The following is a 13050-nucleotide window of genomic DNA, read 5'->3' as shown; positions in this document are numbered from 1 at the left end:
ATGACCACCGCCCTGCCCGACGGACTCGACCTCGCCGAGACCCGCGAGCTGGTCCGGAAGGCGCTCGACGAGGACCTGCGCTACGGACCGGACGTCACCACCGACGCCACCGTGCCCGCCGACGCTGTCGCCACCGCCTCGGTGGTCGCGCGGCAGGCCGGCACCCTCGCCGGTCTGGACGTCGGTCTGCTCGTCCTCGACGAGGTCATCGGTGCCGATCATTACGGCGTGCTCGATCGCAGGTCCGACGGGGAGCGGGTGCTGCCCGGCGATTCGGTCCTGACCGTCGAGGCGCCGACCCGCGGCCTGCTCACCGCCGAGCGCACGATGCTCAATCTCCTGTGTCACCTGTCGGGCATCGCGACGGCGACCTCGCACTGGGTCGATGCGGTGACGGGCACCGAGGCGAAGATCCGCGACAGCCGCAAGACACTGCCGGGAATGCGCGCGCTGCAGAAGTACGCGGTGCGGATGGGTGGCGGCGTCAACCACCGCATGGGGCTCGGCGACGAGGCGCTGATCAAGGACAACCATGTCGCGGCGGCCGGTTCGGTGGTCGCGGCGCTGCGAGCCGTCCGCGAGCATGCCCCCGACATCGCGTGCGAGGTGGAGGTCGACACCCTCGAACAGTTCGACGAGGTGCTCGCCGAGAACGTCGAGTTGATCCTGCTCGACAACTTCCCGCTGTGGCAGACGCAGATCGCGGTGCAGCGGCGCAACACCCACGCGCCGCAGACACGACTCGAATCCTCGGGCGGCCTGTCCCTCGACGTCGCCGCGGACTACGCGCGCACGGGCGTCGACTTCCTCGCGGTGGGTGCGCTCACCCACTCTGTGACCGTCCTGGACTTCGGCCTCGACATGTGAGCGTGTAGGTCGCAGGTCGCGGCACGGATGAATCGGACGCGCCACCGGAACATCCGTCGGTGAGACGGTCCCCGCACGTGCGCTTTCTGGGGTAGAACTGACAGCACATCGACGTGCCGGTACCGGTCACGTAGGGGCGGTGCTCCGGTTGTCGCCGGTGCCGGGTGGGGGAGGAAGACAGAACACGATGCGGTTACCGATGTCACCGACCGACTCGATGTTCCTGCTCGGCGAGTCGCGCGACCACCCGATGCATGTCGGCGGTCTCCTGCTGTTCCAGCCGCCGGAGGGCAAGGACGCGAGTGACCTGAAGTCGATGTTCGCCGAGGCGCTCGCCCGGGAGGAACCCGCCGGGCCGCTGTGGCGCAAGCGGCCCACCCGCTCGCTGTTCACCCTCGGGCAATGGGCCTGGGAGGACGATCCGCGTTTCTCGATCGACTACCACGTCCGGTTCAACGCGCTGCCGTCCCCGGGCACGATGGACGATCTGTGGGAACTCGTCTCCCGTCTGCACGCCTCGCTGCTCGACCGCACGCGCCCACTGTGGGAGATGCATCTGATCGAAGGGCTGGCAGACGGTCGCTACGCCCTGTACGTGAAGATCCACCACGCGCTCGCCGACGGGGTGGGGGCCATGCGTCTGATGCGCCGCGCGCTCAGCACCGACCCGGAACGCACCGACATGCCGGCGCCGTGGGCGGTCGACGACGCCCGGTCGCCGAGCCGCTCGGCGATGGGCACCGCGATCGGGTTCCCCGGTGCGGTCGTCCGTGCGGCGACCGGCGTGGTGAACGACGCGGTGAACATGGTGTCCGAGGCGATGGCGCTGGTCCCGGCCCTCGTCGGCACCGTCGACCGTGCCCTGCACAATCGCGGTGGTTCGTTGTCGCTGGGCGCTCCGAACACGATCCTCAACCGGAAGATCTCCGGATCGCGCAGATTCGCGGCCCGGTCCTGGCCGATCGAGCGACTGCGAATGGCGGCCAAGGCGGCCGACGCGACGCTCAACGACGTCGTCCTCGAACTGTCCGGTGGGGCGTTGCGGGCGTATCTCTCCGAACACGATGCGCTGCCGGAGGATTCGCTGGTGGCGATGGTCCCGGTCTCGTTGCGTCAGAGCAGGAGCTCGTCGGGCAACGAGATCGGCATTCTCATGTGCACGCTCGGGACGCAGTGCGTGGATCCGGTAGAACGTCTTGCGCGCGTGCGTGGTTCGATGATCGAGGGCAAGCACGCGATGAACTCGATGTCGAAGCTCGGTCGTCTCGCGACGAGCGCGGTGGGTGTGGCGCCTCTGGCGGTGGGAGTACTTACCGGCAACCGGGCGCTGCCGCGGCCGCCGTTCAACGTGATCGTCTCGAACGTGCCGGGTCCCGATGCGCCGTTGTACTGGAACGGTGCGCGCGTCGACGCGTTGTATCCGCTGTCGGTGCCCGTCGACGGGCAGGCGCTGAACATCACGTGCACGAGCACCGACGACGAGATCGCCTTCGGTCTCACGGCGTGCGGTCGCACGGTCCCGGATCTCGTCTGGCTGCTCGATCGCTTCGACGAGGAACTCGAGGCGCTGGAATCCGCCCTCGGCGTCCGGGTGGAGGTCGACGACGAGGAGAGCGGGGAGGACGACGCCGGGAACGACTGACCGTGCCGTTTCGAGAATCGGCGCGCCGCATCGCCGAACGGCCCGGGATGAGTCAGGACGTCGCCGCCACACGGCGGGCGTGCGGCGTCCACACTTCGGTGAGGGTGCGGCGGCCGATGAACAGCCCGATGTGACCGGCGTCGGCGACGGTGGTGGTGATCCTCTGCGGCGGGGTCGATACGTACTCCGCGAGCGTGGTGACCTGCCGGGGAGTCGCGATCGGGTCGGCGGAGCCGGCGATCAGATGGACCGGGCAGTCGACGGCCGCGAGATCGACGACGCGTCCTTCGGCCTTCAGGCTGCCGGCGACGAGTTCGTTGCCCACGAACAGGTGGCGCATTATCCACGCGCGGAAGGCCGAAGGGATCTCCTGCTTCCACGTGAACCAGTGCCGTTCGGCCTCCCAGCGCGCCACTTCGTCGGGATCGTGGAGCAGGGCGAGCAGCGTCATCGCTCGTTCGATCTCACCGATCGGATCGGTGGTCGGCACTCCGACGGTCCGAGCCGCCCCGTACCAGAAGTCGATCGTTGTGGCCGCGGCACCGTGGGGCGCGCGGGCCAGCACCGACAACGCCGGCTGGTCGACGTGGAAGTCGATGGGTGCTCCCGCCACGGTCAGCGAGTGCACGCGCTCGGGATGCAATGCCGCGTAGACCGTGCCGAGCCACCCGCCCTGACTGTCGCCGATCAGGTTCACCCGGTCACCGAGATGGTCGACGGCCTCGGCGACGACCGCCAGGTGCTCGTCGATCGAGCAGCCGTCCGTCGCGAGGGTCGCGGGCGCCCAGTCGAGACAGTGCAGGCGGGTCAGGCCACCGGCTCGGAGGGCTTCGACCTGACTGCGGTCGGCGGAATGGTCGACGATGCACGAATGGGTGCCCGCCTGCGGCGGCAACAGCAGCGTCGGGATCTCGTCGCGTGCGGGGTCGGAGGTGCTGCAATCACGCAGGCCTCCGAGGGGCCACCGGCGCACGACCGGCCAGTCCGTGGTCCAGCGCGGCGGCGTGGCCGATGTCAGGGCGCGGCTGTACCGGTTCGCGTCGGAGATCAGCGTGCACGGCGTGGCGCCGCGTCGTACGAGGCCGGCGAGATAGCCGCTCCAGCCGGCGATCGCCGCGGTCCCGAGACGAAACGGGGCCGCGGCGATCCGGGCTGGTGTCAGTGTCAGCATGCACTGCACCGGAGAACGTCCGCTGATGCGGTGTTCGGTATCGACTGCATCGAGTGAGTCGACGATTACTTCAGCAGGTCGCGAGCAGTGCTCGTGACGGTGGTGGTGAGCTCGCGAGCGAAGGAGACCTGCGCCTTGGCGAGATCGGCGACCCACTCGACGGGGGTGGCGTCGGCGACCTTCTCCTGCAGATCCAGGAGGCTCGAGACGGCCTTCTCGTAGGTGTCGACACCGAGGTTTCCGCTCTGCTTCGCGGCGTCGACGAACTTCGCGTTGAACTCCTGGAAGCGCTCGGTGGCCTCGTCGACGGTCTTGGTGAACTCGGTCGCGGCCTTGTCGGCAACCGCAGCGGCCGTCGAGGTCAGCTTCTCGGCCGACTGCTGGGCCGTTGCGGTGGCCTCGGCGGCGGCCTTCGTGGCGGCTTCGGTCGCCTTGGCCGTGGCATCGGTGGCCTTGGCGGCGGTGGTCTTGGTCGGTGCGGTCATGGTGTGTACCTTCCGTGGGCGCTCGTGACAGGAGCGGGGCTTCCCCTGTGGGGGTGCGCTCGGATCAGCGCTGTTAGCAGGTTAGCAATATGATAGCTAACACGCAACGTCACTCGAAGACATAGGTTCCCGGGGCATCGCACCGCGGCGGATGCTGCGCGCTGCCCATCGCCGGGGGAGCGACCAGCTCACCGGCGCGCTTCGTCGACCATGCGGTCCAGTCCTCCCACCACGACCCGGCGGTGCGAGTGGCCTTCTCCGACCACGCCTTCGGGTCCTCGGGCAGCGTCGGCAGCTTCTCGCCGTCGGGCGCGCCGACGGCCTCGAACCAGGCCTTCGGGTTGGGGGGATTGACCGCGCCGGCCACATGGCCGCCGCTGGTCAGGACGTACCGGACCGACCCGCCGAGCAGGCCCGTGGCCTTATACGATGACGTCCACGGCACGATGTGGTCGTTGATCGCGCCCACCACATAGGTGTCGCACGTGATGTCCGACAGGTCGAGGACCTCGCCGTCGAGCTCGTACACGCCGCGCGCGAGCTCGTTGCGGCCGTACAGCGACCGCAGGTAGTGCGAGTGCATCTTCGCCGGCATGCGGGTGCTGTCCTCGTTCCACGCGAGGATGTCGAAGGCGGCGGGCTTCTCGCCCTTCATCCACCGCGACACCCAGTAGTTGAAGATCAGATCGCGCGCGCGGATCATGTCGAAGCTGCCGGCCATCTCGTTGCCGGAGAGGAAGCCCTGCTTGCTCATCCGGAACTCGACGCGGTCGAGTGTGGCCGGGTCGGTCAGCAGTGCCAGCTCGCCGACCTCGCTGTAGTCCAGGAGTGTGTTGAGCATCGTGAACGCGCTGATCCGCTTGTCGCCCAGCCTGCCCATGCGGGCCGCGGCCATCGCCGCCATCGCGCCGCCCAGGCAGATCGACAGCACCTCGATACGCGAGGATCCGGTGATCTCCTCGACGGCGTCGAGAGCCGCCGCGACACCCTGCCGGTAGTAGTCGTCCATCGTGATCTCGTGCATCGACTCGTCCGGGTTGCGGTACGAGATCGCGAACACGGTGCGGTTGTGCTGCACGGCCCACTCGATGAGGCTGCGCTGCGGCGCGAGGTCGAGGATGTAGTACTTGTTGATCCACGGTGGCGCCGCCAGGATCGGGATCTCGTGCACCTCACCGGTCTGGGGGGCGTACTGGATGACCTCGATGAGGTCGTTGCGGAAGACGACCTTGCCGGGGGTCGCGGCCATGTTCTCCCCGAGGGTGAACGCCTCGCGGTCGACCTTGAGCGGCAGGCCCTTCCGGTGCACGACATCCTCGATGGCGTACTTCGCGCCGCGGAACAGGCTTGCGCCACCGGTGTCGAGCGCGCGCACGAGCACACCCGGGTTGATGAGGAAGTTCGAGGGGGCGAGTGCGTCGAACATCAAGTTCGCGAACTGGCGGGCCTTGCCGTCCTGCACGGGATCGCCCGAGCCGGCGTCGGCGAGATCCTCGACGTACTCGCGGGTGGCGAGATAGCTCTGCAGCAGCGAGAAGTAGGCCGGGTTCTCCTTCCAGGCGGCATCGGAGAACCGGCGGTCCTCAGAATCCAGCGGCATCGGGGGCTGCGGATCGGCGGCGTTCCACACGCGTGTCGCCGCTGCCGGGATGTTCGCCAGGCGGGTGGCGTACTCCGTGGTCGCGCCGGCCACGGCCCGCGGATTCTTCACTGCACGGCCGGCGACGGATGCGACGGCCGGTCCCCACCCGATCGGGTCGAGGGAGGAGGTGAGCTTCTTCTGCAGATGGTTGAGCACCGAGCAACTCCAGAACTGGGTGAATGGTCCGGAGCCGATGGTGACGTCGCCGAGAAAGGTGCGCATCTTACCTCCAGGTACGTGCTACCTGCATGTTCGTCGATGAGGCGACGAAATCGGGCTGACCTCGGACACTGGGTGGCGCACGAACGCACTCGGTACCGATTGTGAGAATGCTCACTTCTCGTGTGCTTCGCGTCCTCCACCACGCCGACGGCGCGCGACGGTGAGCTCGCGGAACGCCTCGTACATCTCCTCGAGCGAACGCCGTTGGGGATTGGTCAGGTCGGGATCCTCGCGGATCGCCCGCAGGACCGCGGACTCCGCTCCGTCGTCGGCCTGCGCGTGGGTCGCGAGGGTGTCCGCTGACAGGTGCAACTGTTCGGCGATCGCTTGCAGCACACGCTCGCTCGGCGCCCGCAGGTTCCGCTCGATCTGCGACAGGTACGGATTCGAAATGCCCACCATCGCCGCGAGTTGACGCATGGGCAGTTCTGCGAGCTCACGCTGGCGGCGGATCAATTCGCCCAACGTGCTCGGGCGCGACTCGTCCTCGTCCATGCCGTCAGCATAAGCACGGTGATCCGTGTCGAGAGCATCCTCACGCGGGCGCGACTTCGAACGTCACCACTCGATGCGAGATAGTAGAAGGTGACCCCTGTTCGACGAGAGAGGACACCTCATGCTTGCCCGCACCGACCTGCGCGGTCGTACTCCCACCACTGCGGAGCTCAGGGGCGCACTGCCCCGCGGCGGAGTGGATGTGGACGCGGTGCTCCATCAGGTCCGTCCCGTCGTCGACGACATACGCGATCGCGGCGCCGAGGCCGCGCTCGACTACTGCGAGAAGTTCGACGGGGTCCGCCCCGCCTCGGTACGTGTTCCCGCCGCGGAACTCGGCCGCGCGCTGGCCGAACTCGCCCCCGCCGTCCGTGCCGCTCTCGAGGAGGCCATCGCGCGCACGCGCGTCGTGCACGCGGCCCAGCGCCGCACCGACGTCACCACCGAGGTCGTCCCCGGCGGTACCGTCACCGAACGCTGGGTGCCGGTCGAACGCGTCGGCCTCTACGTGCCGGGTGGCAACGCGGTCTACCCGTCGTCGGTCGTGATGAACGTCGTGCCGGCGCAGGCCGCCGGCGTCGAATCGCTCGTCATCGCCTCGCCGCCGCAGAAGAACTTCGGCGGACTGCCGCACCCGACGATCCTCGCCGCCGCGGCCCTGCTCGGCGTCGAGGAGGTGTGGGCCGTCGGCGGCGCACAGGGTGTCGCACTACTGTCCTACGGCGGCACCGACACCGACGGCGCCGAACTCGCCCCGGTCGACATGATCACCGGCCCCGGCAACATCTACGTCACCGCCGCCAAGCGGCTGTGCCGCGCGGTCGTCGGCATCGACGCCGAGGCCGGTCCCACCGAGATCGCGATCCTCGCCGACCACACCGCCGACGCGGTGCACGTCGCCGCCGACCTGATCAGTCAGGCCGAGCACGACGTCATGGCCGCCTCGGTGCTCGTCACCACCAGCACCGACCTCGCCGACGCCGTCGATACCGCGCTCGCCGCGCAGCTCGAGCTCACCGAGCACCGCGAGCGCGTCACCACCGCGCTGTCCGGCAGCCAGTCCGGCATCGTCCTCGTCGACGACATCGAGCAGGGCCTGAAGGTCGTCAACGCCTACGCCGCCGAGCACCTCGAGATCCAGACCGAGAACGCCTCCGAGGTCGCCGCGCGTGTCCGGTCGGCGGGCGCGATCTTCGTCGGGCCGTGGGCGCCGGTCTCCCTCGGCGACTACTGCGCCGGATCGAACCACGTGCTGCCCACCGCCGGCTGCGCCCGGCACTCGTCGGGCCTGAGCGTGCAGACCTTCCTGCGCGGCATCCACGTCGTCGAGTACACCGAGGCGGCCCTGAAGGACGTCTCCGGTCACGTCATCACCCTCGCGAACGCCGAGGACCTGCCCGCCCACGGTGAAGCCGTCCGTCTGCGATTCGAGGCGCTGAAGTGACCCAGATCCCCGGCTCCCGCATCACCCTCGCCGACCTGCCGTTGCGCGAGAATCTGCGCGGCAAGTCGCCCTACGGTGCACCGCAGCTGACGGTGCCCGTCCAGCTCAACACCAACGAGAACCCGCACCCGCCCACGCAGGCGCTCGTCGACGACGTCGCCGAGGCCGTGCGTGAGGCGGCGACGCAGCTGCACCGCTATCCCGACCGCGACGCGGTCGCGCTGCGCACCGACCTCGCCGCTTATCTGACGAAGGCGTCCGGTGTTCCCCTCGGCGTCGAGAACGTCTGGGCCGCGAACGGTTCCAACGAGATCCTGCAGCAGCTCCTGCAGGCCTTCGGTGGCCCCGGGCGCACGTCGATGGGCTTCGTGCCGTCGTACTCGATGCACCCGATCATCGCCGACGGCACCCAGACCGAGTGGCTGGCCACCTACCGGCGCGACGACTTCACCCTCGACGTCGACGCATCCGCCGCCGCCGTGCGCGAGCGGCGGCCCGACGTCGTCTTCGTCACCAGCCCCAACAACCCGACGGGACACAGCATCCCGCTCGACCAGTTGCGGGTGATCCTCGACGCCGCCCCCGGCATCGTGATCGTCGACGAGGCGTATGTCGAGTTCTCCTCGCAGCCGAGCGCTCTGTCGCTGATCGACGAGTACCCGACGAAGATCGTCGTCTCGCGGACGATGAGCAAGGCCTTCGCCTTCGCCGGTGGACGGCTCGGCTATCTCGCCGCAGCCCCCGCGATGATCGACGCGTTGCTGCTCGTCCGCCTGCCCTACCACCTGTCGGTCATCACCCAGGCCGCCGCGCGTGCGGCCCTGCGGCACGCCGCCGAAACTCTCGCGTCGGTTGCGGAACTGGCCGCCCAGCGCGACCGCGTCGCCGCCGAACTCGCCCGGTTCGGCTACGACGTGATCCCCTCCGACGCCAACTTCATCCTGTTCGGCCGCTTCGCGGACGCCCCTGCCACCTGGCAGCGGTATCTCGACGAGGGTGTACTCATCCGCGACGTCGGGATCCCCGGCTACCTGCGCACCACGATCGGCCTGACCCACGAGAACGACGAGTTGCTGCGAGTGAGCGAGAAGCTCGCGGCCACGGAAATCGAGGAAACCCGATGAGCGACCGCATCGCGCGCGTCGAACGCACCACCAAGGAATCGAGCATCACCGTCGAGATCGACCTCGACGGGACCGGCCGCACCGAGATCTCCACGGGGATCCCGTTCTACGACCACATGCTCACCGCGCTCGGCCAGCACGGTTCGTTCGATCTCACCGTGCAGGCGCAGGGCGACATCGAGATCGAGGCCCACCACACCGTCGAGGACACCGCCATCGTCCTCGGCCAGGCCTTCGGTCAGGCCCTCGGCGACAAGCGCGGCATCCGGCGCTTCGGCGACTGCTTCATCCCGATGGACGAGACCCTCGCGCACGCGTCGGTCGACGTCTCCGGCCGTCCCTACTGCGTGTTCACCGGTGAACCCGACTACATGGTGCACTCGGTGATCGGGGGATATCCCGGCGTGCCCTACTCGACGGTGATCAACCGGCACGTGTTCGAGTCGTTCGCCTTCCACGCCCGCATCGCCCTGCACGTGCGGGTGCTCTACGGCCGCGACCCGCACCACATCACCGAGGCCGAGTTCAAAGCGGTCGCCCGCGCGCTGCGCGAGGCCGTCGAACCCGACCCGCGTGTGACCGGCATCCCGTCGACGAAGGGCAGTCTCTGACCATATGGATGTCGTCCTCACCTACCTGTGCTTCATCGTGGCCGGATTCGCGGCAGGCGGAACGTGGTCGATGTGGAAGGCGCGCAACACGTTGTTCGCGGGTGTGCTGCTGGCTCTGACCGTGCTGGCCGCCGCCGCGGGCGTCTTCCGGCTGCTCTGACGTGGCGGAACAACAAGGACTGTTCACCGTTCGTGGTCTGATCCCGGCGTGGTCGACGTCCGCTGCGGCCTTCGGCGGCTTCTCGCTGCTGCTGCCGGTCGTGCCGTGGGCGATCGCCGAGGCCGGCGGCAGCGACATGCTCGCCGGGTCGGTGACGGCGGTGTTCATGTTCACCACCGTCCTCACCCAGCTCGCGATGCCGCGACTGTTGCGCGCGTTCGGTCACCGCGCGACGCTCGTGGCCGGCTGCCTGTTCCTCGGGCCGCCGTCGCTGCTGTTCCTCGTGTCGATGGCCCCGGCGGCCGTGCTCGGGATCTCCGCGCTGCGCGGTATCGGCTTCGGCATGATCACCGTGGCGGCGGCCGCCCTCGTCGGCGAACTCGCGCCGCCGCGATTGCTCGGCCGGGCCACCGGCATGCTCGGCATCGCCATCGCCGCGTCCCAGACGATCGGTCTGCCCGCCGGGCTGGCGATCGCCGAGCGGTTCTCCACCACGCCGGTGTTCGTGCTCGGCGCGATCATCTCGTCCGCCGGTCTGCTCGCCGCGATCCGTCTGCCACGGCTGACCGCGAAACAATCCCGGACGGCGCGACGAGTGCCTCCGGTCGTGCTGTTGTTCCCGCTGGTCGCGGTCGGCGCGGGTGCGATCGCCTACGGCGGTCTCACCTCGCTGCTGCGTATCGCGGTCGCCGGTCTGCCCGTCGCGGCGGCGTTGGCCGTGCTCAGCGCGGCCTCGCTGATCGGACGGTACGCGGCCGGTTCGGTCGCCGACCGGATCGGCGCCGGCAAATTGCTGCCCGTCGGTCTCGGCTTGGCGGGGCTGGCGATGATTCCCTTCGCACTCGTCGCCGACGACCGAGGGGGAGCGATACTGCTGATCGTCGCCGCGATCGCCTTCGGCTTCGGCTTCGGTGTCGTGCAGAACGAGGCGCTGCTCGTCGCGTTCAGTCGCGCCGGGGCCGGCAACACCGGCTCGGCGAGCGCCGCCTGGAACATCGGCTTCGATGCGGGCACCGGCGCCGGTTCGTTCGCCCTCGGCGCGGTGGCAGCCGTGGCCGGATACTCCGCGGCCTTCGCCGCGGCCGCCGTCCTGGTTCCGGCGCTGCCGTTGCTGGCCCGACTGGCCGGGCCGTCGGAACGTCCCCGTCCCACCACATAGAATCGACATCATGAGCGCAACCACGGTCGCCGTCCTCGACTACGGCTCGGGCAATCTCCACTCCGCCACGCGGGCAGTCGCCCGTACCGGCGTGCACGTGGAGGTCACCGCCGACCCGAAGATCGCGCTCGCCGCCGACGGACTCGTCGTCCCCGGCGTCGGTGCCTTCGACGCGTGCATGAAGGGCCTGCGCAGCGTCGGCGGAGACAAGATCATCGGCACCCGCCTCGCAGGCGGTCGTCCGGTGCTCGGCATCTGCGTCGGCATGCAGATCCTGTTCGAACGCGGCGTCGAGCACGGCATCGAGACCGAGGGCTGCGGGGAGTGGCCGGGCACGGTCGAGCGTCTGGACGCGCCGGTGCTGCCGCATATGGGCTGGAACACCGTCGAGGCCTCCGCCGATTCGGTGCTCTTCGCCGGCATGGACGCCGACACCCGGTTCTATTTCGTCCACACCTACGCCGCCCGCACGTGGGAACTGGATGCTCCCGAGCGTCTCGCCCCGCCGAAGGTGACCTGGGCCGAGCACGGCAGCCGGTTCGTCGCCGCCGTCGAGAACGGTCCGCTGTCGGCCACCCAGTTCCACCCGGAGAAGTCCGGCGACGCCGGCGCACAGTTGCTGCAGAACTGGGTCGACTCGTTGTGACCGGGCCGCGGCGCGGTCGGCCGGGCGGAGAGTTCTCCTTCGGCCGTCACGCCCTGATGTCCGTCGGCACGGCGACCGTCGTGCTGCTCGTCACCGCGATCGTCGTCGTGGCGGTCCGTCCCACGCCGGTCGTCGGGCTGGTCGTCGCACTCGTCGGCATCGTGGCGGCCGTCGTGGCGATGGGTGTCGTGTCGACGCGGTCGGCCCGCCGCGCCTTCGGTCCCGCCGAGGACGACCGCCCCGGAAGCTGACGCGCCGAACCGGATTTCGCCCGGCGTGTTGCGGTAGCGAACCCCGGTCGGGCGCGCGAGGAGCTTCGTAACGCAGCTGTGCGGAACTCGAAATCGATCTGCCGCGCCCAGATTCACCTCGCGCCGTCCTCGGAGGGGACGACGGCGTCCTGCGCCGCCGCGCGCAGACGATCGGCGAACACCGCGCAGGCCCGGACGATCTCCGGGTCCGCGCGCATCCGGACGTCGGCGTCGAGGGTGGCGAGCGCGAGGACGAGCCACTGCCACGACTCGACCGCGAGGTGCACCTCGGTCCGGTCGTCACCCGTCGGCCGGATCTCGGCGTCTTGGTACTTCAGCGCGTCGGCGACGTGCGTGGCCGAGGCCGCCACGTCCAGGTGCACCGGTGTCCGCCCCTGCCGGAGTCCTTGCCGCAGGTATTCCGTGGCGGACCCGGCGGGAAGTCGGCGGGGTGCGAACCGTCGGCCGGTGCGGAGCAGGTCGCGCACACGATCGAGGCGGAAGACCCGCCAGTCCTCGCGATCGACGTCCCATCCGAGGAGGTACCACCGCAGCAGGTGGTGGACCTGCCGGTACGGCTCGACCCTGCGCGAGGTCGGCGAGCCCTGCGCGTCGACGTAGTCGAAGGTGAGCGTGTCACACCGTGCGATCGCCTCCGCCACGGAGCCGAGCAGCTCCGCCGACACGCTGGGCGCCTGCAGCGCACTCGTCTCCACCGCGCTGCGGACGGCCGCGACCCGCGGGCGCAGCCGCGCGGGCAGGAACTGGTCGAGCTTGCCGTAGGCGCGGGTGGCAGCATCGTCGAGTCCGCCTTCGGCCGGCCCGGTCGCGGCGAGAGCGCCGAGCCCCAGAAGCACCGCGACGGCCTCGTCGTCGTCGAGCACCAGCGGCGGCATCGAACGTCCCGACGCGAGACGGTAGAAACCGCCGGGCCCGGAGCGGGTTTCGACGGGATATCCGTAGCCGCGCAGCCGGTCGACGTCGCGGCGGAGCGTCCGGCGGCTCACCTGCTGCCGCCGGGCCAGCTCGTCCCCGCCGATCGCGCGTCCGGTCTGCAGGATCGACAACAACGCGAGCATCCGCTCGGTGACGTCCGCCATGCCGTCATCCTCCCACCGGTTGCGGTCAGGA

The 13050-nt window shown here is 69.5% G+C and carries 14 protein-coding genes; 9 read left to right on the top strand and 5 right to left on the bottom strand.

Features of this window, described 5'->3' with window-relative positions; all coding sequences use genetic code 11:
• Complete coding sequence (nadC, locus tag ACQR3U_RS11125; RefSeq protein ID WP_006554082.1) at positions 1-867, top strand: carboxylating nicotinate-nucleotide diphosphorylase; 867 nt, start codon at positions 1-3, stop codon at positions 865-867.
• 199 nt (positions 868-1066) lie between these two features.
• The gene (locus ACQR3U_RS11120; protein WP_230810498.1) at positions 1067-2509 is read left to right on the top strand and encodes a WS/DGAT/MGAT family O-acyltransferase; all 1443 of its coding nucleotides are present in this window, start codon (positions 1067-1069) and stop codon (positions 2507-2509) included.
• A gap of 52 nt (positions 2510-2561) precedes the next feature.
• Here the strand turns inward: ACQR3U_RS11120 and ACQR3U_RS11115 are convergent, their stop codons facing one another.
• The 4 genes from ACQR3U_RS11115 to ACQR3U_RS11100 all read right to left on the bottom strand — a co-directional run bounded on the left by ACQR3U_RS11115 (position 2562) and on the right by ACQR3U_RS11100 (position 6524).
• Positions 2562-3680, bottom strand: a complete 1119-nt coding sequence (locus tag ACQR3U_RS11115) for an alpha/beta fold hydrolase (protein ID WP_230810499.1) — start codon at positions 3678-3680, stop codon at positions 2562-2564.
• Between the two features lie 65 nt (positions 3681-3745).
• Positions 3746-4165 carry a hypothetical protein gene (locus ACQR3U_RS11110; RefSeq protein WP_006554079.1) on the bottom strand — a complete coding sequence of 140 codons (420 nt, stop codon included), beginning with the start codon at positions 4163-4165 and terminating at the stop codon, positions 3746-3748.
• 109 nt (positions 4166-4274) lie between these two features.
• Positions 4275-6029, bottom strand: a complete 1755-nt coding sequence (locus ACQR3U_RS11105) for a PHA/PHB synthase family protein (RefSeq protein ID WP_230810500.1) — start codon at positions 6027-6029, stop codon at positions 4275-4277.
• Positions 6030-6140: 111 nt separating this feature from the next.
• On the bottom strand, positions 6141-6524 hold the full coding sequence (locus ACQR3U_RS11100) for a helix-turn-helix domain-containing protein (RefSeq protein ID WP_230810501.1): 384 nt from the start codon (positions 6522-6524) through the stop codon (positions 6141-6143).
• A 121-nt stretch (positions 6525-6645) separates the two neighbouring features.
• Here ACQR3U_RS11100 and hisD point away from each other — a divergent pair, with 121 nt between their 5' ends.
• From hisD to ACQR3U_RS11065, 7 genes are read left to right on the top strand one after another with little or no spacing between them, the layout of a single operon-like run.
• Positions 6646-7968 carry a histidinol dehydrogenase gene (gene hisD / locus ACQR3U_RS11095; RefSeq protein WP_006554076.1) on the top strand — a complete coding sequence of 441 codons (1323 nt, stop codon included), beginning with the start codon at positions 6646-6648 and terminating at the stop codon, positions 7966-7968.
• Positions 7965-9092 carry a histidinol-phosphate transaminase gene (locus ACQR3U_RS11090; RefSeq protein WP_006554075.1) on the top strand — a complete coding sequence of 376 codons (1128 nt, stop codon included), beginning with the start codon at positions 7965-7967 and terminating at the stop codon, positions 9090-9092. The genes hisD and ACQR3U_RS11090 overlap by 4 nt, the downstream gene beginning before the upstream one ends.
• Positions 9089-9703 carry an imidazoleglycerol-phosphate dehydratase HisB gene (gene hisB, locus ACQR3U_RS11085; RefSeq protein ID WP_006554074.1) on the top strand — a complete coding sequence of 205 codons (615 nt, stop codon included), beginning with the start codon at positions 9089-9091 and terminating at the stop codon, positions 9701-9703. The genes ACQR3U_RS11090 and hisB overlap by 4 nt, the downstream gene beginning before the upstream one ends.
• 4 nt (positions 9704-9707) lie before the next feature.
• Positions 9708-9863: a hypothetical protein gene (locus ACQR3U_RS11080; protein WP_016696019.1), complete on the top strand. Its 156-nt coding sequence runs from the start codon at positions 9708-9710 to the stop codon at positions 9861-9863.
• Between the two features lies 1 nt (position 9864).
• Positions 9865-11022 (top strand): MFS transporter, encoded by a 1158-nt coding sequence (locus ACQR3U_RS11075; RefSeq protein ID WP_138843506.1) that lies wholly within the window; start codon positions 9865-9867, stop codon positions 11020-11022.
• A 10-nt stretch (positions 11023-11032) separates the two neighbouring features.
• A complete protein-coding gene (gene hisH, locus ACQR3U_RS11070) occupies positions 11033-11668 on the top strand; it encodes an imidazole glycerol phosphate synthase subunit HisH (protein WP_230810502.1) in 636 nt (211 codons plus the stop codon).
• The gene (locus ACQR3U_RS11065) at positions 11665-11919 is read left to right on the top strand and encodes a hypothetical protein (RefSeq protein ID WP_006554071.1); all 255 of its coding nucleotides are present in this window, start codon (positions 11665-11667) and stop codon (positions 11917-11919) included. The genes hisH and ACQR3U_RS11065 overlap by 4 nt, the downstream gene beginning before the upstream one ends.
• Before the next feature lie 113 nt (positions 11920-12032).
• On the opposite strand, the gene ACQR3U_RS11060 is transcribed toward ACQR3U_RS11065, so the two are convergent.
• Positions 12033-13019, bottom strand: a complete 987-nt coding sequence (locus ACQR3U_RS11060) for a helix-turn-helix transcriptional regulator (protein ID WP_006554070.1) — start codon at positions 13017-13019, stop codon at positions 12033-12035.
• Positions 13020-13050: the final 31 nt, after the last annotated feature.

Source organism: Rhodococcus sp. IEGM1339 (assembly GCF_050321925.1).
In the GTDB taxonomy this organism is placed as follows: domain Bacteria; phylum Actinomycetota; class Actinomycetes; order Mycobacteriales; family Mycobacteriaceae; genus Rhodococcus; species Rhodococcus pyridinivorans.
Note: the sequence above shows the minus strand (reverse complement) of the source record. Positions and strands in the feature narration are given on the sequence as shown.

Bases quoted from the DNA above. Each gene is read 5' to 3' on its own strand.
- hisB (WP_006554074.1), top strand. From the start codon at position 9,089: ATGAGCGACCGCATCGCGCGCGTCGAACGCACCACCAAGGAATCGAGC.
- nadC (WP_006554082.1), top strand. From the start codon at position 1: ATGACCACCGCCCTGCCCGACGGACTCGACCTCGCCGAGACCCGCGAG.
- ACQR3U_RS11100 (WP_230810501.1), bottom strand. From the start codon at position 6,524: ATGGACGAGGACGAGTCGCGCCCGAGCACGTTGGGCGAATTGATCCGC.
- hisD (WP_006554076.1), top strand. From the start codon at position 6,646: ATGCTTGCCCGCACCGACCTGCGCGGTCGTACTCCCACCACTGCGGAG.
- hisH (WP_230810502.1), top strand. From the start codon at position 11,033: ATGAGCGCAACCACGGTCGCCGTCCTCGACTACGGCTCGGGCAATCTC.
- ACQR3U_RS11060 (WP_006554070.1), bottom strand. From the start codon at position 13,019: ATGGCGGACGTCACCGAGCGGATGCTCGCGTTGTTGTCGATCCTGCAG.
- ACQR3U_RS11105 (WP_230810500.1), bottom strand. From the start codon at position 6,029: ATGCGCACCTTTCTCGGCGACGTCACCATCGGCTCCGGACCATTCACC.
- ACQR3U_RS11115 (WP_230810499.1), bottom strand. From the start codon at position 3,680: ATGCTGACACTGACACCAGCCCGGATCGCCGCGGCCCCGTTTCGTCTC.
- ACQR3U_RS11110 (WP_006554079.1), bottom strand. From the start codon at position 4,165: ATGACCGCACCGACCAAGACCACCGCCGCCAAGGCCACCGATGCCACG.
- ACQR3U_RS11080 (WP_016696019.1), top strand. From the start codon at position 9,708: ATGGATGTCGTCCTCACCTACCTGTGCTTCATCGTGGCCGGATTCGCG.
- ACQR3U_RS11120 (WP_230810498.1), top strand. From the start codon at position 1,067: ATGTCACCGACCGACTCGATGTTCCTGCTCGGCGAGTCGCGCGACCAC.